Raw genomic sequence first — 24,918 nt, 5'->3', positions numbered from 1 at the left:
TGCCCGCGATGATCACCGTCGGCCTCTCCACGCTGGGTTTCTGCAGCCTGGGCATGTTGGCGGCGATGTTCTCGGCACTGGCCTTCTATGCGGCCTCGCCCCACTGCCGCTGGCCGCGCCTGCGCCGCGCCGGCCGCCTGGGCCGCCAGATCGGCCTGGTCGCCGCTGCCGCCGCGCTGTGGCTGTGGATGGCCGAGCTCGGCTTTGCCGCCGGCCTGGTGGCGATGTTGTGCACCTGGATGCTCGCGGCCATGCTGCTGCCGGCGCTGGCCGCCTGGCACCGACCGGGCACGGAGTTGCCCTGATGTGGGCGCGCGCCTTCGCCGGCATCATCGTCGGCTTCCTGCTTGCAGCCGCCGTTACCGGCCTGCTGGCCTGGCTTCCGCCTGGCCCTTGGCAGCGAGCGCTGGTACCTACCCTGATCGCCTTCATCCCGCTGTGGATGCTGGCCGCCTTGTGGTCGTTCAGCTTCCGCAGCGCGCTGCGCGCCTGGCTGGTGCTGGGCGGCAGCGCCGCCACCGGCTTCGTCGTGCTCGGGCTGCTGCGCCTGACCGGCGCGGTGCAATGAGATCCACGCCATGAAGTTCAGTTCGCAGACCCTGCGCACGTTCACCACCCTGCACACCTGGGTCGGCCTGGTGGCCGGCTTCGGCCTGTTCGTGGCCTTTTACGCAGGCTCGCTGACCCTGTTCCACCATGACCTGCCGCGGTGGCAGACACCGGGCGCCGCCACGGCACTCCCGGCCAGCCTGGATGACGCCCAGTACCTGCTGGAGGACGTGCTGGCGGCGCATCCGGAAGCGCGCCGCCACGTCGGCATGACCTTCCCCGGCACCGAACACCCGCAGCCTCTGGCGTACTGGCAGGCCGATGACGGCAGCTGGCGCTATGCGTGGCCGGGGCAGATCGCCGGCAGCCCCACACCACCGCAGACCGGACTGGCCGAACTGGTCAACGAACTCCATTACAGCCTCGGCCTGCCCGTGGCCGGGATCTACGTGATGGGCATTGTCAGCCTGCTGTACGGGATGGCACTGCTCAGCGGCCTGGTGATCCATCTGCCGAAGCTGCTCGGCGACCTGTTCGCGCTGCGTCCGGGGCGCAACCTGAAGCAGCTGTGGCAGGACGCGCACAACGTGGTCGGTGTGCTCAGCCTGCCCTTCCACCTGATGTTCGCGGTCACCGGCGCCCTGCTCTGCCTGGTGTTCGTGCAGATGGCCCTGCTCAATCCGCTGATCTACGACGGCAAAGCGCTGCAGGCAGTACCGACTGCGATGGACACCGCGCCGGTGCGCAATGCCAGTGGCATCCCGGCACCGCCGGGCAGCCTGCGCGTGCTGCATGCGCGCGCACTTGAAGTGGCCCGCGCACAGGGCGTGGCCAACTTCGAACCGGCCTATCTGAAGCTGGCCAATGGCGGCGATGCCAACGCGACGATCGAGATCACCGGCGAGGCCAGTGGCACCCTCGGCCCGCTTGGTGCCGTGGCATTGGACGTCGCCACCGGCAATCTGCTCGCGTCGCAGCTGCCGGGCCAGCGCGACGCCAACCACGCCACGCTCAGCGCCGCCTACGCGTTGCACTTCGGCGAATTCGGCAATGGCGTGGTGGTCTGGCTGTACTTCCTGCTCGGACTCGGCGGTGCGTTCCTGTTCTACTCCGGCAACCTGCTGTGGATCGAGTCGCGGCGCAAGCGTCGCCAGCCGCAACAGCCACGTGCCGGTGTGAACATGGCGCGGGCCACGGTCGGCGTGTGCATCGGCCTGTGCGTGGCGATCTCGATCGCGTTCGGCACCGCACTGGTGCTGGAGCGGCTGGCACCGTCGGCGGTCGACCACGGCATCCGCTGGGCCTGCTTCGGCAGTTGGGCGGCCTGCGCGCTATGGGCCACGCTGCGCCGCCCGGCGCAGGCCGCGCGCGAACTGCTGTCGGCGGCGGCGGTCAGTACCGCGCTGGTGCCGGTGCTGCACGGCGCACTCAATGGTGACTGGCTGTGGCGCGCCGCCGCAGGGGGGCACTGGCCGCTGTTCTGGGTCGATGCCATCGCGCTGGCGATGGCCTTCGGCTTCGCGCGTCTGGCCGTGGCCAGCCAACGCCGCGCCCGCAACGGCGATCCCAACAGCGTCTGGGCCGATTGAGCCTTCGCCGGGCATGGCCCGGTGCTACTGGAAGTCGGCTTGGCACGGGCAACGACGTACACCGCAGTGTGTGTATCAGGTCGGTGACGTTGCGGCATGGGCCCAGCACGACGCGCCACCCGACACTCAATCGCCGATGCGCGCCTTCTGCCAGGGGCCCAGCATGGCATTGAGCAGGCTGGCCTGTTCGTCATCGCCGGTCAGTTCCCACATGAACACCCCGGCCAGGCCCTGCTCACGGGCGAACTGCGCACGCAGCCCGATCGAGCGCGGGTCTTCATAGCTGATGAAAATCTTCTGCGCGGCGTTGTACAGCCACGGGCTCTGCGCCTGCGGCTGCCAGTGTTTCGTCCAACCCGGCTGGTCGAGATAGCGCGCCTTGATCACCCGCCAGTCGCCGGCATCAGCCGGCGCACTGTAGGCCTGGTACAGCCCATCCGGGGCGTCGCCGGTGACCTTGAAGCCGCGCCCGTAGAACGGTACGCCCAGCACCAGCTTCCCGGCCGGCACGCCGTGCTCGCGGTAGAACTGCACCGCGCCGGCCACGTTGTTCCAGCGCCGCAGCTCCGGCGCCAGCGGATCGGCCGGCACTTCATGCAGAGGCGCATTGAAGGTCGACACCGAGGAGAAGCCGGTGCCCATGTCGTAGCTCATCAGGTTGATGAAATCGAACACCTTGGCCAGCGCCGGCAGGTCATAGCTCGCTGCTGGATCGTAGGGGCCATCGGTCTGCAGGCGACCGGCGGCCAGCGCGGCAGTCAGCAGCATCGACTGCCCCGTCCTGCGGCCGCGCGCATCGAGTGCCGCGCGGAAGGCCTGGGCAAGCCGGGTCAGATTGACGCGATCCTGCGGGCGATGCGCCAGCTCCTTCGGTCCGCCACTGACCGGGAACTCCCAATCGATGTCCACGCCGTCGAAGCTGCCGGCATGGCGATCGAAGAACAGCGCCATGCACGAATCGACCAAGCGCTTGCGGCTGGCCTCGGTCAGCGCTGCATCGGAGAACCCACCCGCACCCCAGCCACCGATCGAAATCAGCGTGCGCAGGTGCGGATGCGCCTTCTTGAGTTCGGCCAGTGCGGCGAAATTCTTCGGCGCTTCCGCACCGATCGTGCAGCGCCCGTCCTCGATGGTGGAGAACGCATAGAACAGATGCGTCAGGCGCTCGGCTGGAATGCTCGAGACCGGATAGCGTTCGGCCGAGCCGCCCGGGTAGTAGGCGCCGAAGATCGGCGGCTGCGCGGGCGCCGCGTGCGCGGCGATGGGCAAGACACCGGCAATCAGCACGGCAAGGACGGCCACGGTCTGGCGGAACATGGAGATCTCCCGGTTCGAAGGCGCCGCCACGTTAGCAAACCGATGGGGCTGCGGTACGGGTATCGCGGCATGTCGTCCCATGGACAGGCGCGATCCGTACAACCGAGACAGAACGATGGCCGCGTGGCGGCGATCATGCACTGCAGCAGGACATGCAGCGACCTGGATGAGCTTCTTTTCGCAACATCGAGGCAAAGAAAAAGCGGGCCGAAGCCCGCTTTTTCATTTGCGAAAGCGTGAGGACCAACGGTCCTCACCCACCGCACGATCAGCAGTACCGATTATTCGGCGCTGGCGCCTTCGCCTTCTTCGACTGCCTTCATCGACAGGCGGATACGGCCCTGCTTGTCGACTTCCAGCACCTTGACCTTGACCACATCGCCTTCCTTCAGCTTGTCGCCGACCTTCTCGACGCGCTCGCTGGAGATCTGCGAGACGTGGACCAGGCCATCCTTGCCCGGCAGGATGGTGACGAACGCACCGAAGTCCATGATCTTGGCGACCTTGCCTTCGTAGATGCGGCCCGGCTCGACGTCCGAGGTGATCTGCTCGATGCGGGCCTTGGCAGCCTGGGCAGCGATGGCGTTGACCGACGCGATGACGATGGTGCCGTCGTCTTGGATGTCGATCTGGGTGCCGGTTTCCTTGGTGATGGCCTGGATGGTCGAGCCGCCCTTGCCGATCACTTCGCGGATCTTGTCCGGGTGGATCTTGATGGTCAGCAGGCGCGGCGCGTAGTCCGACAGCTCTTCACGCGGAGCGGTCAGGCCGTGGGCCATCTCGCCCAGGATGTGCAGGCGGCCAGCCTTGGCCTGCTGCAGGGCCTGCTTCATGATTTCTTCGGTGATGCCTTCGATCTTGATGTCCATCTGCAGGGCGGAGATGCCCTCAGCGGTACCGGCGACCTTGAAGTCCATGTCGCCCAGGTGATCTTCGTCACCCAGGATGTCGGACAGGACCACGAAACGATCGCCTTCCTTGACCAGACCCATGGCGATACCGGCCACCGGGGCCTTCACCGGCACGCCGGCGTCCATCAGGGCCAGCGACGAGCCGCAGACCGAGGCCATCGACGAGGAACCGTTCGACTCGGTGATTTCCGAAACGACGCGGATGGTGTACGGGAAGGCTTCCAGCGACGGCATGACAGCCAGCACGCCGCGCTTGGCCAGACGACCGTGGCCGATTTCGCGGCGCTTCGGGCCCATCATGCGGCCGCACTCGCCCACCGAGAACGGAGGGAAGTTGTAGTGGAACAGGAAGTTTTCCTTGTACTCACCGGCAACGGCGTCGATGACCTGGCCATCACGGGCGGTGCCCAGGGTGATGGTCACGATGGCCTGGGTTTCGCCGCGGGTGAACAGCGAGGAACCGTGGGTACGCGGCAGCACGCCGGTCTTCACGGTGATCGGGCGGACGGTGTCCAGCGCACGGCCGTCGATGCGGACCTTGGTGTCCAGCACCGAGTCACGCATGGTGCGGTATTCCAGCTCGCCGAATTCCTTCGACAGCTCGGCCGGGTTCCAGCCTTCGGCGGCCACGCGGCCCGCCAGGGCTTCGAATACGTCCTTCTTGATCGCCGAGATGGCGTCGCGGCGCTGCAGCTTGTCACGCACCTGGAAAGCTTCGCCCAGGCGCGGGCCGATGGCTTCCTTCAGGGCGGAGATCAGCGCGTCGTTCTTGGCCGGGGCTTCCCAGGTCGACGGCTTGGTGCCGGCTTCGACGGTCAGCTCGTTGATCGCGTTGATGACCTTCTGCATTTCGCGGTGACCGAAGGTCACGGCGCCCAGCATCACTTCTTCGGACAGCAGCGCGGCTTCGGATTCGACCATCAGCACGGCGTTGGAGGTACCGGCGACGACCAGTTCCAGCTGCGAGTCAGCCAGTTCGCTGACGGTCGGGTTCAGGATGTACTCGCCGTTCTTGTAACCGACCTTGGCAGCGCCGATCGGACCCATGAACGGGGTACCGGCCAGGGCCAGGGCAGCCGAGGCACCGATCAGGGCCGGGATGTCACCGTCCACGTCCGGGTTCAGCGACATCACCGTGGCGATGATCTGCACTTCGTTCTTGTAGTCCTCCGGGAACAGCGGGCGGATCGGACGGTCGATCAGGCGCGAGATCAGCGTTTCCTTCTCGGTCGCACGGCCTTCACGCTTGAAGAAACCACCCGGGATACGGCCGCCGGCGTAGAACTTTTCCTGATAATCGACGGTCAGCGGGAAGAAGTCCTGGCCTTCGCGCGCGCTCTTGGCGGCGACGGCGGTGACCAGCAGTACGGTGTCGTCCATCTTGACGATGACGGCACCGCTGGCCTGGCGGGCGACTTCGCCGGTCTCAAGCGTGACGGTGTGCTTGCCGTACTGGAAGGTTTTGGTGATTTTTGCCACGGAGGGTGTCCTTGGGGATGCTGTCTGCGAATTTGGACCGTCGGCGACCCTTGCCGCCAGCGGGTGACCGGATCGTTCCGGCCTGAATCGGGGATTGCGGTACTACAAAACAAAACCGCGGCGCATCGCTGCGCCGCGGGGAATTCGTTGCTTAGCGACGCAGGCCAAGCTTCTCGATCAGGGCCTTGTAACGCTCGACGTCCTTCTTCTTCAGGTAGTCGAGCAGGCTGCGACGGCGGTTGACCATCTGCAGCAGGCCGCGGCGGCTGTGGTGGTCCTTCTTGTGGGTCTTGAAGTGGCCGGTCAGCAGTTCGATGCGGGCGGTCAGCAGGGCCACCTGGACTTCCGGGGAGCCGGTGTCAGCGGCGCTGCGCTTGTTGTCTTCAATGACCTTCTGGGTGTCGATCGACATTTCTTTTTTCTCTGTGATGCGTGGCCGGCAGGAACGCGCTTCGCGCACCGCCAGGCTCGCCGTGGACTACGAGGATGAAACCTGCACGAGGCAGGCTGCCGGAAAACGGCCGCGAAATTGTAACGGCCAGGGGCTTCCGGGACAAGGACCGGGTCTGAACCGCCCTGGCCCCGGTCAGAGGTTGAAACGACGCTGCGGAGCCAGCAGACCACTGTCATCGACCTGGCCCAGCCCCTGGACAGTATCGCCCGGACCGAACACCGCCACCAGGCCGTGGGGCCAGGACGGGTCGCGCTGGCGCTGGCCGACGCAGAAGCGATGGGTCTGGTCGGCATCGAGATCGACCCGCGGGTATTCAGCCAGGCCGGCCGCCAGCGGCAGCAGCAGCGCATCCATGGCCGCCTCGTCGCCGGCCTCGGCCATCGCCCGCAGCTGGTCCAGGGTGACCATCGCCGGTTCGCGGAACGGCTCCACCCAGAGCCGGCGCAGCGCACTGATGTGTGCGCCACATCCCAGCGCCTCGCCCAGGTCGCGGGCCAGGCTGCGGATGTAGGTGCCCGAACCGCAGGTCACGCGCAGCCGCAAGCGCTCAGGCTGCTGCTCCAGCACGTCGATGGCGTGCACCTGCACCTCGCGTTCCGGCGCCTCGATGACGTCACCGCGGCGGGCCTTCACATACAGCGGCTCACCACCCTGCTTCAGTGCCGAATAGACCGGGGCACGCTGGCGGATGTTGCCGGTCAGCGGCGCCAACGCGGCCTGCAGGGCCTCGGCACCGATCGCCGGTACCGGGCGCTGCAGCAGCACCTGGCCCTCGGAATCGTCGGTATCGGTCGTCTGGCCGAGCACGATCTCGGCATCGTAGGCCTTGGCCGACCCCAGCAGCAGCCCAGCGATCTTGGTCGCCTCGCCGAAGCACAGCGGCAGCAGACCGGTGGCCAGCGGGTCGAGGCTGCCGGTGTGGCCGCCCTTCTCGGCACGGAACAGGCGACGGGCCACCTGCAGGGCGGCGTTGGAGCTCATGCCGGTCGACTTGTCGAGCAGCAGGATGCCATCCAGGCGGCGGAACTGAATTCGGGTCATGACAGATACGGGTAGCGCCGGGCCATGCCCGGCGAGCGCGAAGCGCGGCCAGCGTCCGGCCTCGCACGGTCAGAATGAAAAGACGCCGGGCATGGGCCCGGCGCTGGCTTATTCTTCGTCGCTCTCGCGACGCTTCTCCGCGGCCAGCGTATCGGGCAGGTCGCGCAGGAGGTTGTCGATATGCTCGCCACGATCGACCGAGTCGTCGTAGTGGAAATGCAGCTCCGGCACATGGCGCAGCTTCATCGCCCGGGCCAGGTCCATGCGCAGGCGGTAGCCCAGTTCCTTCAGGCCGGCCACCGCTTCCGCCGAACGCTCCGGCATCAGCGCGGTGACGAAGACCTTGGCATGAGCCATGTCGCGGGTGATTTCCACGTCGGACACGCTCACCGAGGGCAACCCGTGCTCGCGCACGGCGTTGTGCACCAGGGTGCCGAGTTCGCGGCGCAGCTGGGCAGAGACACGGTCGGTTCGATGGAAAGTCTTGGGCACGAGGAGCTCTTGGTTCAGTTGTCGCCCGACCAACGGTCGGGCGCTACCTTTGATTCGATTGTCGCCCGGCCAACGGTCGGGCGCCATCTTTGATTCGATTGTCGCCCGGCCAACGGTCGGGCGCTACATCTACCATGGTACCCGACCGTTGGTCGGGTTCTACATCACGGTAGGGCCCGACCGTTGGTCGGGCCGCCTTGCAGCATTACAGGGTGCGCGGCACTTCGATACGCTCGAAGCACTCGATCTGGTCACCCGGCTTGACGTCGTTGTAGGCCTTCACCGCGATACCGCATTCGGTACCGTTGCGGACTTCCTCGACGTTCTCCTTGAAGCGACGCAGCGATTCCAGCTCGCCCTCGAAGATCACCACGCTGTCGCGCAGCACGCGGATCGGCTTGTTGCGCTTGACCACGCCCTCGATGACCATCGAGCCGGCAACAGCGCCCAGCTTGGAGCTGCGGAAGACGTCGCGGACCTCGGCGATACCGATGATCTCTTCGCGGATCTCCACGCCCAGCAGGCCGGAGGCCACCTGCTTCACCTGATCGATCACGTCATAGATGATCGAGAAGTAACGCAGGTCCACGCCGTTGGATTCGATGATGCGACGGGCCGAAGCATCCGCACGCACGTTGAAGCCGATGACGGTGGCCTTCGAAGCGGCCGCCGAGTTGGCGTCCGACTCGGTGATGCCGCCCACGCCGGAGTGGATCACGTTGATGCGGATGTCGTCGTTGGACAGCGCGACCAGTGCCTGGCTCAGGGCCTGCACCGAACCCTGCACGTCGGCCTTGATGACCAGGTTGAGGACCTGCTGGCCCTCGCCCTTGCCCAGGGTCGCCATGATGTCTTCCATGCGGCTGCCCGCGGTGGCGACCAGGCGCGATTCACGGCGCTTGGTCTCACGCTGCTGGGCAACGTCCTTGGCCAGGCGCTCGTCCTCGACGACCACGAAGTCGTCACCGGCTTCCGGCACGCCGGACAGGCCCAGGACCTGCACCGGGATGGACGGGCCGGCGAACTCCGGCTGCTTGCCGGTTTCGTCGAACAGCGCACGCACGCGGCCGTACTGGATGCCGCACACCAGGTAATCGCCCTTCTTCAGGCGACCCTGCTGCACCAGCACGGTGGCGACCGGGCCACGGCCCTTGTCCAGCGACGATTCGATCACCACGCCCGAGGCCCGGCCTTCGTCGACCGCCTTCAGTTCCAGCAGTTCGGCCTGGATCGAGATGGCGTCCAGCAGGTCGTCGATGCCCAGGCCGGTCTTGGCCGAGATCTCCACCATCTGGGTGTCACCACCGAAGTCCTCGGCCACGACCTGCTCGGACAGCAGTTCGTTCTTGACCCGCATCGGGTCGGCGTCGGACTTGTCGATCTTGTTGATCGCCACGATCAGCGGCACACCCGCCGAACGGGCGTGCTGGATCGCTTCCTTGGTCTGCGGCATGACGCCGTCATCGGCAGCAACGACCAGCACCACGATGTCGGTCAGCTTGGCGCCGCGCGCACGCATCGAGGTGAACGCCGCGTGGCCCGGGGTATCCAGGAAGCTGATCACGCCCTTGGGCGTATCCACGTGGTAGGCACCGATGTGCTGGGTGATGCCGCCGGCTTCGCCGGTGGCAACCTTGGTGCGGCGGATGTAATCCAGCAGCGAGGTCTTGCCGTGGTCGACGTGGCCCATGATGGTGACCACCGGCGGACGCTGGGTGGCTTCGCCCTGGTTTTCACCGGCCGAGGCCAGCAGCGCGTCTTCGGCGTCGTTGTCGTTGGCACGGATCGCCTTGTGGCCGAGTTCTTCGGTCACCAGCGCGGCGGTGTCATGGTCGATGGACTGGGTGATGGTGGCCATCACGCCCATCTTGAACAGCGCCTTCACCACCTCGCCACCCTTCAGCGCAAGCTTCTGCGCCAGGTCGGCCACGGTAATGGTGTCGCCGATCGCCACTTCACGCACCACCGGTGCGGTCGGACGTTCGAACGCGTGCGGGCCGGCGTTGTTGCCACCACGCGACATGTCGCGACGGCCACCGGCCTGGTTGCGGCCGCCCGGACGACCACGGGTGTTGCTGTTGTTGCTGTTGCCACGACGCGCACGATCGGCCGCAGACAGGTGCATCTGGCCGGCGAAACGATCACCCGGGCCACGCTCGTTGCGCGGCGCGCTGCGGTTGTTGCGGTCGTCGTTGCGCGGCGGCGGCGCACTGCGCGGCGCAGCCGGAGCTGTCGCCGGGGCGCGCGGCGGGCGCGGCGCGGTTTCGTCGATCGGAGCACGCTTGGGCTTGCTGGCAGCCAGCGTCTCGGCCGCCTTGGCGGCAGCCGCAGCTTCCTCGGCGGCCTTCTTCTCGGCCTCGGCGCGTTCCTTGGCGGCGGCCTCTTCCTCGCGGGCACGGACGATGGCTTCGTCGCGCAGACGATCCTTTTCGGCCAGCGCCTGCTGTTCGGCGAGGTTGCGCGCACGCGACTCTTCCAGCTTGCGCAGGATGTCGGCGCGCTCTTCGTCCGGCGTCATGGCGCGAGCACCATCCTTGACGTAGGTACGCTTCTGGCGCACCTCGACATTCACGGTCGTCTTGCTGCGACCGGAACTGACCGTCACTTCCTGCTGTTTCCGGCGGTTGAGCGTGATCTTCTTTGCAGACTGATCCGTCTCTTCCGGGGCCTGCTCGGGCTTGCCGTGCGAACGACGAAGGAAGCCCAGGAGCTTCACCTTCTCGGTACTGGTCACGACCTGGTCGGGACCGCTGAACTTCATGCCGGCACCGGCCAGCTGTTCCAGCAGTTTTTCGACCGGCGTGTTGACCAGTTCGGCAAGCTTGCGGATGGTGGTTTGCTGCGACATTCGGATCCTATGATCTTGTGGGCGCCCCCCCGCATCTGGAGGTGGCGCGGATTCTACGCCCTGAGCGGCTCAGGGCCCTGTTCATTGCCGGCTCATTCGCCGCGTTCCAGTCGGGCGATCTCCTCGGCACGCGCGGCCAGGATCAGCGCCGCAGCGCGCTCCTGGTCCAGCCCTTCAATGCCGAAGTCCATGACCTCGTCGGCGGCCAGGTCGGACAGGTCCTCGCTGGTACGCACGCCGTGGCCGGCCAGCGCATACGCGGTGGCTTCGTCCATGCCCTTCAGGGACAGCAGGTCCTGCGCCGGCTGGCCGTCTTCAAGGCCTTCCTCGACTGCCAGGGCCTCATTGAGCAGCGCATCGCGGGCACGAGCGCGCAGCTCTTCGACGATGTCTTCGTCGAAACCTTCCACGGCCAGCAGTTCGCCGACCGGGACATATGCGATTTCCTCGACGGTGCCGAAGCCTTCGCTGACCAGGATGCCGGCGATCTCTTCGTCCACTTCCAGCTTGTCCATGAACAGCTGGCGTGCGGCGGCCTGCTCGGCCTCCGACTTGGCGGTGACCTGGTCCTGGGTCATCACGTTGAGCTGCCAGCCGGTCAGGCGGCTGGCCAGGCGCACGTTCTGGCCGCCCTTGCCGATCGCCTGGGCGAGACGGTCTTCGGCAACGGCCAGGTCCATCGAGTGCTTGTCTTCATCGACGATGATCGACTGGACTTCGGCCGGCGCCATCGCATTGATGACGAAGTTGGCCGGATTGTCGTTCCACAGCACGATGTCCACGCGCTCGCCGTTGAGCTCGTTGGACACGGCCTGCACGCGCGAACCGCGCATGCCGATGCAGGCACCGATCGGATCGGTGCGCTGGTCGTGGGCCAGCACGGCGATCTTGGCGCGATCGCCCGGATCGCGCGCACAGGCCTTGATTTCCACCAGGCCCTGGCCGACTTCCGGCACTTCCAGCTTGAACAGCTCGATCATGAATTCCGGGGCGGCGCGGCTGATGAACAGCTGCGGACCACGCGGTTCCGAACGGACCTCGGCCAGGTAGCCGCGCACGCGGTCACCGGCGCGCAGCACGTCGCGCGGGATGCCCTTGTCCTTCGGAATGAAGCCTTCGGCGTTGCCGCCGAGGTCGACATAGATGTTGCCACGCTCGGCGCGCTTGACCACGCCGGTGATCAACTCACCGACACGATCCTTCCACGCGTCCACGACCTGCTGGCGCTCGGCTTCGCGCACGCGCTGGACGATGACCTGCTTGGCGGCCTGGGCAGCAATGCGGCCGAAGTCCGGGTTCTCGATCTGTTCTTCGATGTAGTCGCCGACCTCGACGCCTTCGGCTTCGTCGACGGCATCCATCAGGCGGATCTGGCGGTCGGGCGACTCCATGACCACATCATCGGCCACCACTTCCCAGCGGCGGAAGGTTTCGTAGCTGCCATCCTTGTGGTCGATGACCACGCGGGTCAGCACTTCCTCGTCGGGATAGCGCTTCTTCGCTGCCGAGGCCAGAGCGGCCTCGATGGCATCGAAGATCACTTCACGCGGCACGCCCTTCTCGTTGGCGACTGCGTCGACTACCAGCAACAGTTCCTTGCTCATTGGCTCACTCCGCGCGCGGCTTCTTTGCCGCCGGCTCGTTGGAAGAAGAATTCGTGTTCGGCTTCGGACGCTTCGGTGCCGGACCGGTCGGCTTGCTCGGGGCCAGCCCCAGCGCCACCCAGTCGGGCATGATCCGTGCCTTGTCGATGTTGTCGGCCGACACCACCACTTCGGCCTTGTCGACGATGAAGGTGATGGTGCCCGCAGCCTCGTCGGTCGCCTCGATACGCCCCTGCAGGCGACGACGGTTGTCCTGCGGCAGCTTCAGCGTGACCTTGGCCGATTCACCCTGGTGGCGAGCGAACTGCTCCAGGTTGAACAACGGGCGATCCACGCCCGGCGAGGACACTTCCAGCGTGTAATTGCCGCTGATCGGGTCTTCGACGTCCAGCTGCGCCGACACTTCGCGGCTGACCCGCTCACAGTCGTCGACATTGATGATGCGCTCGGGCTGTTCAGCCAGTGGCACGTCGATGTAAAGGCGCAGGGTCGCACCGCCGGGGGCCGGCAGATACTCAACGCCCAGCAGCTCCAGGCCCAGCGACACAACGGTCGGGGCGAGCAGATTCGCGATGTCGGTTGCCTTGTCGCTCACAGCCTGCCTTGATCTCTTGGTTGGGTGCCGGCCTTGGCCAGCGTGAAAACATGACGCCCCGGAAACGACAAAGGGCCCGCTGGGCCCCTTTTCCGGAAAGACTCCGGTGACTGGATTCCGGTTGCAACCTGCATTGCCTGCCGGTCGCGGCCCTCCTTCCGGATCCGGACTCCCGCTGGGAGGCCGCCTTCAGGGGTACTGCTAGGCCGCTGATGATAGCGGCTGCACCGCGCTGGTGCAAGGTGCGGGCCTGGGGGCAGCCCCTTTTCCGCACCGGCAGTTCGGGCATGGCTCGACTCTACAGAAACGGGCCACAACCCAAAGAAAAACGCCTTCGAAGGAGGACTTCGAAGGCGATCTCTTTACTTGGTAGCGGGGGCAGGATTTGAACCTGCGACCTTCGGGTTATGAGCCCGACGAGCTGCCAGACTGCTCCACCCCGCATCAGGAGCGGAATTATGAGCGATTGCTTCGAAACATGCAAGCTTTCCCTCATCCATCAAATCGGTTGGCGCCGATCCGACGTTGGTAGCGGGGGCAGGATTTGAACCTGCGACCTTCGGGTTATGAGCCCGACGAGCTGCCAGACTGCTCCACCCCGCACCGGAAGTGTTTGAACTGTTGCCGCGCTCTTTCGAGGACGGCTACCGCAACGATGTTCTGGCTGAACCGCTGCAGTGACAACTCAGGCTGCGCATATTACACGAATCGCGCAGCTTTGTGTCAATTTTTATGCAAGATGCGCAAATGCCTGCTGGCACCAGACCATGATCGGGTTCCAGGCAAGGCCCAGCGCCAGCAGTGCCAGCGCGTTCACGCCCAGCACCAGGCCCAGCACGCGGTCGTTGCTGCGCGGCATGGCCTCGCCCACCGGCTCATCGAAGTACATGACCTTGATGACGCGCAGGTAGTAGAAGCAGCCCACCACGGCGCACAGCACGCCAAGGATGGCCAGCCACAGCAGGCCGCCGTTGACGGCCGCGCCCAGCACCGCCAGCTTGGTCCAGAACCCCAGGAACGGCGGGATGCCGGCCAGCGACGCCATGATGCACAGCACCAGGCCGGCCATCCACGGATTGCGGGCGTTGAGCCCCTTGAAGTCCTCGATGTTCTCGGCTTCGAAACCGGCGCGCGACAGGGCGATGATCGCACCGAAGGCAGCGGTCGACATGATGGCGTAGGCCAGTGCGTAGAACAGCGCGGCGGCATAGCCCTGCGCGCCGCCACCGGCGATGCCCATCAGCAGGAAGCCGATGTGCGAGACGGTGGAGAACGCCAGCATTCGCTTGAGGTTGCTCTGCGCGATGGCCATCAGGTTGCCGATGACCAGCGAGACTGCGGCCAGGCCGGCAATGAGCAGCTGCAGCTCGGTCGACAGCGGCCCCACGCCCATTTCCAGCAGGCGGTAGGCCATGCCGAAGGCCGCCAGCTTCGGCGCCGAGCTGATGAACAGCGCGATCGGTGCCGGGGCACCCTGGTAGACGTCCGGCAGCCACATGTGGAACGGCGCGGCGCCCAGCTTGAAGGCGACGCCGGCGATCATGAACACCGCACCGGTGATCAGCAGCACGCGCTCTTCCGAGTGCGGGATGGCATCGCGGATGACGTCCAGGTGCAGGCTGCCGGTGGCGCCGTAGATCAGCGACATGCCGTACAGCAGCAGGCCCGAGGCCAGCGAGCCCAGCACGATGTACTTCATCGCCGCTTCCGAGGCCAGGCCGTTTTCACGGTTGCTGGCGACCAGGGCGTAGGAGCACAGCGCCAGCAGCTCCAGGCCCAGGTAGACCATCAGCAGGCTGCCGGCCGAGACCAAGATCATCATGCCGGCGGTACCGAACAGGATCAGCACCGGGATCTCGCCCTGGAACAGGTTGCGGTCACGCAGGTAGCGCCAGCCGTAGATCAGGGTCAGGCCGCTGAGCAGCACGATCCCGGTCTTCATCACGTCCGCGGCGGTATCGCGCACGAACATGCCATGGAAGACCTCCCCCTGCCCGCCCACGCCGGTGGCCAGCATGAACAGCACCACGGCCAGCGCAGCGAGCGCGAACAGGTGGGTGACGATCTTGTTCCGGTTGCTGACGAACAGGTCGAGGATCATCAGGGCGAAGGCGCTGCCGATCAGCACCAGCTCGGGAGCGAGCGGTGGCAGGTCAGCGGCGGTCAATGGCAGCAGCGGCGAGGTGGTCATCATCAAATCCTGGAATTACAGCAGCTTGCTGGATGCGATCTGCATCGCCAGCTTCGCGATCGAGGGCTCCATCAGGTCGGTCAGCGGCTTGGGGTAGATGCCCAGGGCCAGCACGCCGATGGCGAACACGCCCAGCACCAGCCATTCGCGGCCGTTGATGTCCTTCAGTTCGGCCACATGGCTGTTGGCCACTTCGCCGAAGAAGATGCGCTTGTACAGCCACAGGGTGTAGGCGGCGCCGATGATCAGGGTGGTGGCCGCGCCCAGGGCGATCCACGGATTACGCTGGAAGGCCGAGAGGATGACCATGAACTCGCCGACGAAACCGCTGGTACCCGGCAGGCCAGCATTGGCCATGAAGAACAGCATGGCGAAGGTGGCGAACCACGGCATCACGTTGACCACGCCGCCGTAATCGGCGATGCGGCGGCTGTGCATGCGGTCGTACAGCACGCCGACGCAGGAGAACATGGCGCCGGACACGAAGCCGTGCGAGATCATCTGCACCATGGCGCCCTGCAGGCCCAGGCGGGCGGCATCGGCGTTGCCGGCTTCACGCACCAGCCACAGGGCGATGAAGGTGCCGAGGGTGACAAAGCCCATGTGCGCGATCGACGAGTAGGCGATCAGCTTCTTCATGTCGTCCTGCACCAGGGCGACCAGGCCGACATAGATCACTGCGATCAGCGACAACGCGATCACCAGCCAGGCCCATTCCTGCGACGCGTCCGGAACGATCGGCAGGTTGAAGCGCAGGAAGCCGTAGCCACCGATCTTCAGGGCGATCGCGGCCAGGATCACCGAACCGGCGGTCGGCGCTTCCACGTGGGCGTCCGGCAGCCAGGTGTGGACCGGGAACATCGGCACCTTGACCGCGAAGGCGATCAGGAAGGCGAAGAAGATCCAGGTCTGTTCCTTGGCCGACAGCGGCAGTGCGTACAGGTCGGCCAGCTGGAAGCTTCCGCCCTTCATGTACAGGTAGATCAGCGCCACCAGCATCAGCACCGAGCCGAGGAAGGTGTACAGGAAGAACTTCAGCGCGGCGTAGATGCGGCGCGGGCCGCCCCAGACACCGATGATCAGGAACATCGGAATCAGCATCGCTTCGAAGAACACGTAGAACAGCATCGCGTCCGTCGCAGCAAAGATGCCCACGGTGACGCCTTCCAGGATAAGGAAGGCCGCCACGTACTGGTTCACGCGCTTGTCGATGGCGCTCCAGGCGCCGATCAGGGCAAGCACGCTGACCAGGGTGGTCAGCAGGATCAGCGCCACGGCAATGCCGTCCACGCCCAGGTTGTAGCCGATCTTGTACGCCGGGATCCAGGCGTGGGTCTCGACGAACTGCAGACCGTCGACGCCCGCGTTGTAGCCGCTCAGCAGCGAGAGGCTCGCCACGAACGTCAGCACCGCTACGCCCAGCGACGCCCAGCGGGCGGTCTGCGCATCACGGATCGCAAGGATCAGGGCGCCACCGATGATCGGCAGCCAGATGAGGACACTGAGTAGAGGCCAGTTCGACACGTCTTCTTATTCCGTACAGGTCATCAACGCAGGTAATGCATCAGCACGCCCAGCAGGGCAATCAGGCCGATGATCATCGCGAAGGCGTAGTGATAGAGGAAACCGGATTGGGTACGACGCAGCACGCCGGCTGCGACGTCCACAACACGTGCCGAGAGATTGACCACGCCGTCGACGATGTTGCTGTCGATCCAGCGCGAGACCTTGCCCAGCTTGACGCTGCCACCGGCAAAGCCATCGATCCACAGCTTGTCGAAGCCGTACTTGTTTTCCAGCACCGAAACCAGCGGAGCGAAGGTCTTGCGGGCCTTGCCCGACAGGTCCGGCTTCCACAGGTAGAACAGTGCGGCCAGCAGGAAGCCCGCAACGGTCAGCACGAACGCCGGCGCCATCATGCCGTGCAGCGCGAACGCGACCGGGCCATGGAACTCCTCGCCCAGGAAGCCGATGGTGTTCTTGGCCGGATCGTAGAAGTCGACGATGCCAGTGAAGAACGTATGCGCCTGTCCCTTGATGGCGTCGTGCGCGTGGTGGCCGGCCCAGTCGGTGCCATACAGCATCGGACCGATGCTGAAGAAGCCGATGGCGATCGAAGGGATGGCCAGCAGGATCAGCGGCAGGGTCACCACCCACGGGGTTTCGTGCGGCTCATGAGGACCGTGGCCATGGCCGTGGTCGTCGTGATGCGCATCGCCGTGGTGGGCGTCGGCGGCATGGTGCTCGTCATGGCCATGGCCATGCGCGTGGTCATCATGCGTGTCGCGGAATCGTTCCTTGCCATGGAAGGTCAGGAACAGCAGGCGGAAGCTGTAGAAGCTGGTGACGATCACGCCGCCCAGTACGGCCCAGTAGCCGTAGGTGGCCACCCAGTTGTTGGACAGGTGCGCGTGCAGCTCGGCCGCCTCGATGATGGTGTCCTTCGAGTAGAAGCCGGAGAAGAACGGCGTACCCACCAGCGCCAGGGTACCGATCCACATGGTGATGAAGGTGATCGGCATGTACTTGCGCAGGCCGCCCATCTTGCGCATGTCCTGCTCGTGGTGCATCGCGATGATGACCGAGCCGGCGCCCAGGAACAGCAGGGCCTTGAAGAAGGCGTGGGTCATCAGGTGGAACACGGCGGCCGAATAGGCCGACACGCCCAGTGCAACCGTCATGTAGCCCAGCTGGGACAGCGTGGAATACGCGACGACGCGCTTGATGTCGTTCTGCACGATGCCGATCAGGCCGGTGAAGAACGCGGTGGTGGCACCGATGAACAGCACGAAGTTCAGCGCGGTCTGCGACAGCTCGAACAGCGGTGACATGCGGGTGACCATGAAGATACCGGCTGTCACCATCGTCGCGGCGTGGATCAGTGCCGAGATCGGGGTCGGGCCTTCCATCGAGTCCGGCAGCCACACATGCAGCGGGACCTGGGCCGACTTGCCCATGGCACCAATGAACAGGCAGATGCAGATGACGGTGGCGATCGACCAGATCACCGGCTCGTTCAGCAGCTGCATGCCCAGGATGGTGCCGTCCCAGATCTGCAGCTGGGCGCGCGGGTCAGCCAGCATGCCGGCCTGCGAGAACACCTGCGAGTAGTCCAGGGTGCCGAACACCCACAGCACGCCGGCGATGCCCAGCAGGAAGCCGAAGTCACCGACGCGGTTGACCAGGAACGCCTTCATGTTGGCGAAGATCGCGGTCGGGCGCTTGAACCAGAAGCCGATCAGCAGGTACGACACCAGGCCCACCGCTTCCCAGCCGAAGAACAGCTGCAGGAAATTGTTGCTCATCACCAGGGTGAGCATCGAGAAGGTGAACAGCGAGATGTAGCTGAAGAACCGCTGGTAGCCCGGGTCGTCCTGCATGTAGCCGATCGTGTAGATGTGGACCAGCAGCGACACGAAGGTCACCACCACCATCATCATCGCGGTCAGCTTGTCGACCATGAAGCCGACGTGCGCCGAATACTGGCCGACTTCAAAGAACGTGTAGATGTTCTGGTTGAACGGCTGCGCGCCACCCCACATCAACTGGTAGAACGTGTACATCGACAGGCCGCAGGCCACCGCGACGCCGAGGATGGTGATGGTCTGCGCGCCGAAGCGCTTGACCTGGCGACCGAACAGGCCGGCGATGATGCTGCCGAACAGCGGTGCGAGCACCACTGCGATCAACAGACTCTTGGAGAGAGTGATTTCCATCTGTGGATCAGCCCTTCAACGAATCGACTTCGCCGACATTGATCGTGCGGCGGGTACGGAACAGGGTCACCAGGATCGCCAGGCCGATGGCGGCTTCCGCGGCGGCGACGGTCAGGATGAAGAACACGAACAGCTGGCCGGACGGATCGCCCAGCTGGCGCGAGAAGCCGACGAAGTTGATGTTCACCGACAGCAGCATCAGTTCGATCGACATCAGCAGGACGATGACGTTCTTCCGGTTGAGGAAGATGCCGGCCAGGCTGATGGCGAACAGCACCGCGCCAAGCGCAAGGATGTGGCCAAGGGTAATCACGGCTGGGTCTCCTCGCCGGTGGCCGGCTTGCTGTTGCTGTGCACGACCGGGGCCTCGGCACCCATCTTGACCATGCGCAGACGCTGGCCGGCCTTGACCATGGTCTGCTCGCCCGGGTTCTGGCTCTTGACGCCGGTGCGGCGACGCAGGGTCAGCATCACGGCAGCAACCACGGCCACGGTCAGGATGACGGCGGCGAACTCGAACGGAAGCAGGTACTCGGTGAACAACGTGCGCGCCAGCCAGGTGATGTTGGACGTGTCGGCGGCGACCGCAGCGGCGTTGTCGGCCGGGAACGGCGTGGCCGAACGCGCCTTGACGCCGATCAGGATCAGCATCTGCACCAGCATCGCGACGGCGACGATGAGGCCGACCGGCAGGTAGCGCACCCAGCCCTCACGCAGCTTGGTGGGGTCGATGTCCAGCATCATCACCACGAATAGGAACAGCACCATCACCGCGCCGACGTAGACCAGCACCAGCGCCACACCGAGGAACTCGGCGCCCACCAGCAGCCACACGCAGGCAATGGAGAAGAAGGTCAGCACCAGGCAGAGCACGGCGTGAACCGGGTTGCGCACGCTGATCACCGCACCGGCCGAAACCGTTGCCGCGATGGCGAACACCCAGAAAGCGATATTTACCCAATCCATCTCTCGACCTCAGCGGTAAGCGGCATCGGCGGCACGACGCTCGGCGATCTCGTTTTCGAGACGGTCGCCCAGGGCCAGCAGCTGCGGCTTGGTAACGATGTTTTCGCCACGATTCTCGAAGTGGTACTCGAGGATGTGGGTTTCGACGATCGAGTCCACCGGGCAGCTTTCCTCGCAGAAGCCGCAGAAGATGCACTTGAACAGGTCGATGTCATAGCGCGTGGTGCGGCGGGTGCCGTCCTCGCGCTTGGCCGAGTCGATGGTGATGGCCAGCGCCGGGCACACCGCTTCGCACAGCTTGCAGGCAATGCAGCGCTCTTCGCCGTTGGGGTAACGGCGCAGCGCGTGCAGGCCACGGAAGCGCGGCGACTGCGGGAACTTCTCCATCGGGTACATCATCGTGTACTTCGGCTTGAAGCTGTACTTCAGCGTCAGCCAGAGGCCCGCCAGCAGTTCGAGCAGCAGCAGGCTCTTGAAGTAATGGGTAATCCTGTTCATCACTTTAGACGCCCTTTTGAATCACGCCGAAGAACACCATGACGGCGGTAACCGCGATCCACAGAATGGCCAGCGGGATGAAGACCTTCCAGCCCAGGCGCATGATCTGGTCGTAGCGGAAGCGCGGGAAGCTGGCACGGAACCAGATGTAGGCACTGGCGAAGAAGAACACCTTGACGAACAGCCACGGCGCGCCGCCCTTCCAGACCCAGTCGACCAGCGGCGAGACATCGCCGAAGTTGACCCAGCCCTGGACCGGGCTCAGCCAGCCGCCGAGGAAGAAGATCGAGATCAGGAAGCTGATCAGGATCATGTTCGCGTATTCGGCCAGGAAGAACAGGGCGAACGCGCCGCCGGAGTACTCGACCATGTGGCCGGCGACGATTTCCGATTCGCCTTCCACCACGTCGAACGGCGCGCGGTTGGTTTCAGCCACGCCCGACACCCAGTAGATGACGAACAGCGGGAACAAAGGCAGCAGGAACCAGTCGAAGAAGCCGGAACTGCCGGCCTGCGCCATCACGATGTTGCTCAGGTTCAGGCTGCCCGAGGCGATCATCACGCCGACCAGGGCAAAGCCCATGGCGATTTCGTAGCTGATCATCTGTGCCGAGGCGCGCATCGCACCCAGGAACGCGTACTTCGAGTTGGACGCCCAGCCGGCCAGGATGATGCCGTAGATGCCCAGCGAGGTCATCGCCAGCAGGTACAGCAGGCCGGCGTTGGCGTTGGACAGCACGATCTGCGAATCGAAGGGGACCACCGACCAGGCCGCGAAGGCCGGGGCCAGGGTGATCAGCGGGGCCAGCAGGTAGATCGCCTTGTTGGCGCTGCTCGGCTGGACCACTTCCTTGAACAGCAGCTTGAAGACGTCGGCGAAGGCCTGGAAGATGCCCATGCCCACATACATCGGGCCGTGGCGGACGTGCATCCAGCCGATCAGCTTGCGTTCCCAGACCACGTAGAAGGCCACCGAGATGATCACCGGAACGGCGATCACCAGGATCTTCAGGATGATCCAGATCAGCGCGCCGATGTCACCGAGGCCCAGCAGCCACTGGTGCAGCGGGTCGACCGCGTTCAACAGCAATTCGTTCATGCAGCCACCACCGATACGCGAGCGGCACCCAGCGGCGCGGTCGCGCCGTGGCCCGATTCAATCCAGACCGAACCCGCTGCGACGCGGGCGTCGACCACCACCGGCAGGGTGGCCTTGCCGGCATCGGTGCCGACCTTGGCCATCTGCCCTTCCTGCAGCTGCAGGCGAGCGGCATCTTCAGCGTTCAGCACGATGCGCGGGGCGTTGTTGAGCGGATGCGACTGCAGCGCCGGCGCGCGACGGACCACCGCATCGGTGCGGTAGATCGCGGCGGTCGAAGCCACTTCCAGGCCCTCACCGGCAACCGCCGGCTGTGCCGAAGCGGCAATACTGACCGACACGGGGGCCAGGCTGGCACGCAGTCCGGCCAGGTCGGTGAAGTCGAAACCGGCCAGCGCCATGTCGCCGCCCAGGGCGCGCAGCACGCGCCAGCCTTCACGGGCCTCGCCCGGCAGCTTGCCGCCGGCACGGGCCGACTGCTCGCGACCATCGAGGTTGGTCAGGGTGGCATCGATTTCCGGCAGCGCACCGATCGGCAGGATCACGTCTGCAACGTCGCGGGTCGAGGCGCAGGCGAAGTGGCTGAACGCCACCACCTGGGCACCCACCAGCGCCTTGCGCGCGGCCGGTGCATCGGCGAAGTCCAGGCCCGGCTCCAGCCCGTACACCACGTAGGCCTGGCGCGGCTGCGCCAGCATCGCGGCGACGTCCTTGCCGGCCGGCAGCACGCCGGCGCGGGTCAGGCCCACGGCGTTGGCGCCCTGCGGGATGCGGCACAGCTTGGCACCGGTCGCTGCGGCGAAGTCACGCGCCGCGGCGCGGATCGCGGCAGCCTGCGGGTGATTCTCGGCGATGCCACCGACGATCAGCACGGTGTTGTTGCCGCCCTGCACTGCCGAACGCAGCTCGCTGCTGGCCAGCGCATCGACGAACTTGGACGGTGCGACGATCTGCTTGCCGGCAATGCTGAAGGCAAAGTCGAAGTCCACCGGATTGATGACGTGGATCTTCGCGCCCTTGGTGGTCTGCGCCTTGCGCAGGCGGGCGTGCAGCAGCGGCAGTTCGTGGCGGATGTTGCTGCCCAGGACGACGATGCGGTCGGCGCCTTCGATCTCGGCCAGCGGCAGGCCGAACACTTCGGCGGTTGCGGCGTCGGAGAAATCGCGGTTGTTGATGCGGTGGTCGATGTTGCCCGAGCCCAGGCCCTTGGCCAGGCGGGCCAGCAGCGCACCCTCCTCGTTCGAGGTCGACGGATGCACCAGCACGCCCAGGTTGTCGCCCTGGTTCGCCTTGAGGATCTCGGCGGCTGCGGCCAGGCCTTCGGCCCAGCTCACTTCCTTCCACTCGCCATTGACCTTGCGCAGCGGCTTGACCGCGCGGTCTTCGCTGTACAGGCCCTGGTGCGAGTAGCGGTCGCGGTCGGACAGCCAGCACTCGTTCACCGCTTCGTTGTCGCGCGGCACGGTGCGCAGCACTTCGCCGCGACGCACGTGCAGGAACAGGTTCGAACCCATCGCGTCGTGGTAGCCCAGCGACTCGCGCGCGGTCAGCTCCCACGGGCGGGCGCGGAACTGGAACACCTTGTTGGTCAGCGCGCCGACCGGGCAGACGTCGACGACGTTGCCCGACAGCTCGGTGGTCAGCGGCTTGCCGTCGAAGGTGCCGATCTGCAGGTTCTCACCGCGGTACATGCCACCCAGTTCGTAGGTACCGGCAACGTCGGCGGTGAAGCGGACGCAGCGGGTGCACTGGATGCAACGGGTCATCTCGGTGGCCACCAGCGGCCCCATGTCCTCGTCCGGCACCACGCGCTTGCGCTCGTTGAAACGGCTGACCGAACGGCCATAGCCCAGCGATACGTCCTGCAGCTCGCACTCGCCGCCCTGATCGCAGATCGGGCAGTCCAGCGGATGGTTGATGAGCAGGAACTCCATCACCGAGCGCTGGAACTTCAGTGCCTTCTCACTGCGGGTGGCGACCTTCATGCCGTCCATCACCGGGGTAGCGCAGGCCGGCGCCGGCTTCGGCGACTTCTCCACGTCCACCAGGCACATGCGGCAGTTGGCGGCGATCGGCAGCTTCTCGTGGTAGCAGAAGCGCGGAATCGGAATGCCGGCCTTGTCGGCTGCCTGGATGATCATCGAACCCTTGGGCACGACCAGCGACTTGCCATCGATCTCGATGGTCACGTGGTCTGGTGGCACGTTCGGGTTTACGGGTTGCGCGCTCATGCGGCGGCTGCCTCCACCTTCTTGCCGTCAACCATCGAATGACCGTTGACGATGTAGTACTCGAATTCGTCCCAGAACTGGCGCAGGAAGCCCTGGATGGGCCATGCAGCCGCTTCACCGAACGCACAGATGGTGTGGCCTTCGATCTGGCCGGCCACCGCCTTCAGCTGGTGCAGGTCTTCCATCGTGGCCTTGCCCGCGACAATGCGCTCCAGCACGCGGTGCATCCAGCCGGTACCTTCACGGCACGGCGTGCACTGGCCGCACGATTCCTTGTGGAAGAACTGGCTGATGCGGCAGGCGAACTTGACGCAGCAGACGCTGTCGTCGAGCACCACGATGGCCCCCGAACCCAGGCCGGAGCCCAGCGCACGGATGGTGTCGTAGTCCATCGGCAGGCCCTTCAGCTCGGCCGCGGTCAGCACCGGCATCGACACGCCGCCCGGAATCGCGCCCTTGAGCTTGCGGCCCGGACGCAGGCCACCGGCCATTTCCAGCAGGTCGTCGAAGGTGGTGCCCAGCGGTACTTCAAAGTTGCCGCCGTTCTGCACGCAGCCGGACACCGAGAAGCACTTCGGGCCGCCGTTGGCGGTCAGGCTCAGGCCCTTGAACCACTCCGGGCCGTTGCGGATGATCGCCGGCACCGAACCGTAGGTTTCGGTGTTGTTGATCGTCGACGGCTTGCCGTAGAGGCCGAAGTTTGCCGGGAACGGCGGCTTGTAGCGCGGCTGGCCCTTCTTGCCTTCCAGCGATTCCATCAGCGCGGTTTCTTCACCGCAGATGTAGGCGCCGGCGCCCAGCGCACCGTAGATGTCGATGTCCACGCCGCTGCCGAGGATGTTCTTGCCCAGCCAGCCGTTCGCATAGGCGTCGGCCAGGGCCTGCTCGAAGTGCTCGAACGGCTCGTGGTGGAACTCACCGCGCAGGTAGTTGTAGCCCACGGTCGAACCGGTGGCGTAGCAGGCGATCGCCATGCCCTCCACCACCGAGTGCGGGTTGTAGCGCAGGATGTCGCGGTCCTTGCAGGTGCCCGGCTCGGATTCGTCCGAGTTGCAGAGGATGTACTTCTGCATGTTGCCCTTGGGCATGAAGGACCACTTCAGGCCGGTCGGGAAGCCTGCGCCACCGCGGCCGCGCAGGCCCGAGGCCTTGACCATCTCGATGACCTGCTCCGGCGGGATCTTCTCTTCGAGGATCTTGCGCAGGGCGGCGTAACCACCGGTCTTCAGGTAGCTTTCGTACGACCACGGGGTGTCGTAATGCAGGGTGGTGTAGACCACCTGGTGCGGCAGCGGCGCGGGGCCGACCGGACCCTTGGATTCGTGGTGATGTGCCATG

20 protein-coding genes and 2 tRNA genes are annotated in these 24,918 nt (G+C 65.5%); 3 read left to right on the top strand and 19 right to left on the bottom strand.

Annotation, left to right across the window (positions count from 1 at the left end):
* Nucleotides 1-8: 8 nt before the first annotated feature.
* The 3 genes from AC5P8J_RS03330 to AC5P8J_RS03320 are packed head-to-tail and all read left to right on the top strand — an operon-like array spanning nt 9 to nt 2,138.
* Nucleotides 9-305 carry a hypothetical protein gene (locus AC5P8J_RS03330; protein WP_021202190.1) on the top strand — a complete coding sequence of 99 codons (297 nt, stop codon included), beginning with the start codon at nt 9-11 and terminating at the stop codon, nt 303-305.
* On the top strand, nt 305-568 hold the full coding sequence (locus AC5P8J_RS03325) for a hypothetical protein (protein WP_021202191.1): 264 nt from the start codon (nt 305-307) through the stop codon (nt 566-568). The genes AC5P8J_RS03330 and AC5P8J_RS03325 overlap by 1 nt, the downstream gene beginning before the upstream one ends.
* 10 nt (nt 569-578) lie before the next feature.
* The gene (locus tag AC5P8J_RS03320) at nt 579-2,138 is read left to right on the top strand and encodes a PepSY-associated TM helix domain-containing protein (protein ID WP_495216607.1); all 1,560 of its coding nucleotides are present in this window, start codon (nt 579-581) and stop codon (nt 2,136-2,138) included.
* A 126-nt stretch (nt 2,139-2,264) separates the two neighbouring features.
* Here the strand turns inward: AC5P8J_RS03320 and AC5P8J_RS03315 are convergent, their stop codons facing one another.
* From AC5P8J_RS03315 to nuoF, 19 genes are all read right to left on the bottom strand, one after another.
* Nucleotides 2,265-3,455 carry a glycoside hydrolase family 18 protein gene (locus AC5P8J_RS03315; protein ID WP_021202193.1) on the bottom strand — a complete coding sequence of 397 codons (1,191 nt, stop codon included), beginning with the start codon at nt 3,453-3,455 and terminating at the stop codon, nt 2,265-2,267.
* Between the two features lie 281 nt (nt 3,456-3,736).
* Complete coding sequence (gene pnp / locus AC5P8J_RS03310; protein WP_005417884.1) at nt 3,737-5,845, bottom strand: polyribonucleotide nucleotidyltransferase; 2,109 nt, start codon at nt 5,843-5,845, stop codon at nt 3,737-3,739.
* A gap of 151 nt (nt 5,846-5,996) precedes the next feature.
* Entirely contained in the window at nt 5,997-6,257 is a 261-nt protein-coding gene (rpsO, locus tag AC5P8J_RS03305; protein WP_005417886.1) for a 30S ribosomal protein S15, read from the bottom strand.
* A 174-nt stretch (nt 6,258-6,431) separates the two neighbouring features.
* Nucleotides 6,432-7,340, bottom strand: a complete 909-nt coding sequence (truB, locus tag AC5P8J_RS03300) for a tRNA pseudouridine(55) synthase TruB (protein WP_021202194.1) — start codon at nt 7,338-7,340, stop codon at nt 6,432-6,434.
* 108 nt (nt 7,341-7,448) lie between these two features.
* Complete coding sequence (gene rbfA, locus AC5P8J_RS03295; protein ID WP_019660575.1) at nt 7,449-7,832, bottom strand: 30S ribosome-binding factor RbfA; 384 nt, start codon at nt 7,830-7,832, stop codon at nt 7,449-7,451.
* Between the two features lie 205 nt (nt 7,833-8,037).
* Nucleotides 8,038-10,680, bottom strand: a complete 2,643-nt coding sequence (gene infB / locus AC5P8J_RS03290; protein WP_019660576.1) for a translation initiation factor IF-2 — start codon at nt 10,678-10,680, stop codon at nt 8,038-8,040.
* 92 nt (nt 10,681-10,772) lie between these two features.
* Entirely contained in the window at nt 10,773-12,284 is a 1,512-nt protein-coding gene (gene nusA / locus AC5P8J_RS03285) for a transcription termination factor NusA (RefSeq protein ID WP_019660577.1), read from the bottom strand.
* Between the two features lie 4 nt (nt 12,285-12,288).
* Nucleotides 12,289-12,879, bottom strand: a complete 591-nt coding sequence (rimP, locus tag AC5P8J_RS03280; RefSeq protein WP_019660578.1) for a ribosome maturation factor RimP — start codon at nt 12,877-12,879, stop codon at nt 12,289-12,291.
* 367 nt (nt 12,880-13,246) lie between these two features.
* Nucleotides 13,247-13,323, bottom strand: a tRNA-Met gene (locus AC5P8J_RS03275).
* Nucleotides 13,324-13,405: 82 nt separating this feature from the next.
* A tRNA-Met gene (locus AC5P8J_RS03270) sits at nt 13,406-13,482 on the bottom strand.
* A 127-nt stretch (nt 13,483-13,609) separates the two neighbouring features.
* Entirely contained in the window at nt 13,610-15,070 is a 1,461-nt protein-coding gene (nuoN, locus tag AC5P8J_RS03265) for an NADH-quinone oxidoreductase subunit NuoN (RefSeq protein ID WP_019660579.1), read from the bottom strand.
* 15 nt (nt 15,071-15,085) lie between these two features.
* Nucleotides 15,086-16,594, bottom strand: coding sequence for an NADH-quinone oxidoreductase subunit M (locus AC5P8J_RS03260; RefSeq protein ID WP_019660580.1), 1,509 nt, complete (start codon nt 16,592-16,594; stop codon nt 15,086-15,088).
* A 23-nt stretch (nt 16,595-16,617) separates the two neighbouring features.
* The gene (nuoL, locus tag AC5P8J_RS03255; protein ID WP_019660581.1) at nt 16,618-18,786 is read right to left on the bottom strand and encodes an NADH-quinone oxidoreductase subunit L; all 2,169 of its coding nucleotides are present in this window, start codon (nt 18,784-18,786) and stop codon (nt 16,618-16,620) included.
* Nucleotides 18,787-18,793: 7 nt separating this feature from the next.
* On the bottom strand, nt 18,794-19,099 hold the full coding sequence (gene nuoK / locus AC5P8J_RS03250) for an NADH-quinone oxidoreductase subunit NuoK (RefSeq protein ID WP_005417921.1): 306 nt from the start codon (nt 19,097-19,099) through the stop codon (nt 18,794-18,796).
* Nucleotides 19,096-19,752 carry an NADH-quinone oxidoreductase subunit J gene (locus AC5P8J_RS03245; RefSeq protein ID WP_019660582.1) on the bottom strand — a complete coding sequence of 219 codons (657 nt, stop codon included), beginning with the start codon at nt 19,750-19,752 and terminating at the stop codon, nt 19,096-19,098. The genes nuoK and AC5P8J_RS03245 overlap by 4 nt, the downstream gene beginning before the upstream one ends.
* Before the next feature lie 9 nt (nt 19,753-19,761).
* Complete coding sequence (gene nuoI, locus AC5P8J_RS03240; protein WP_005410456.1) at nt 19,762-20,250, bottom strand: NADH-quinone oxidoreductase subunit NuoI; 489 nt, start codon at nt 20,248-20,250, stop codon at nt 19,762-19,764.
* Between the two features lie 4 nt (nt 20,251-20,254).
* The gene (nuoH, locus tag AC5P8J_RS03235; RefSeq protein ID WP_058982298.1) at nt 20,255-21,349 is read right to left on the bottom strand and encodes an NADH-quinone oxidoreductase subunit NuoH; all 1,095 of its coding nucleotides are present in this window, start codon (nt 21,347-21,349) and stop codon (nt 20,255-20,257) included.
* Complete coding sequence (gene nuoG / locus AC5P8J_RS03230; RefSeq protein ID WP_021202064.1) at nt 21,346-23,580, bottom strand: NADH-quinone oxidoreductase subunit NuoG; 2,235 nt, start codon at nt 23,578-23,580, stop codon at nt 21,346-21,348. The genes nuoH and nuoG overlap by 4 nt, the downstream gene beginning before the upstream one ends.
* Nucleotides 23,577-24,917, bottom strand: coding sequence for an NADH-quinone oxidoreductase subunit NuoF (gene nuoF, locus AC5P8J_RS03225; protein ID WP_005417934.1), 1,341 nt, complete (start codon nt 24,915-24,917; stop codon nt 23,577-23,579). Before nuoF ends, nuoG begins: the two co-directional genes overlap by 4 nt.
* Nucleotide 24,918: the final 1 nt, after the last annotated feature.

The organism is Stenotrophomonas sp. YJH_SMC_37 (assembly GCF_059370035.1).
Note: the sequence above shows the minus strand (reverse complement) of the source record. Positions and strands in the feature narration are given on the sequence as shown.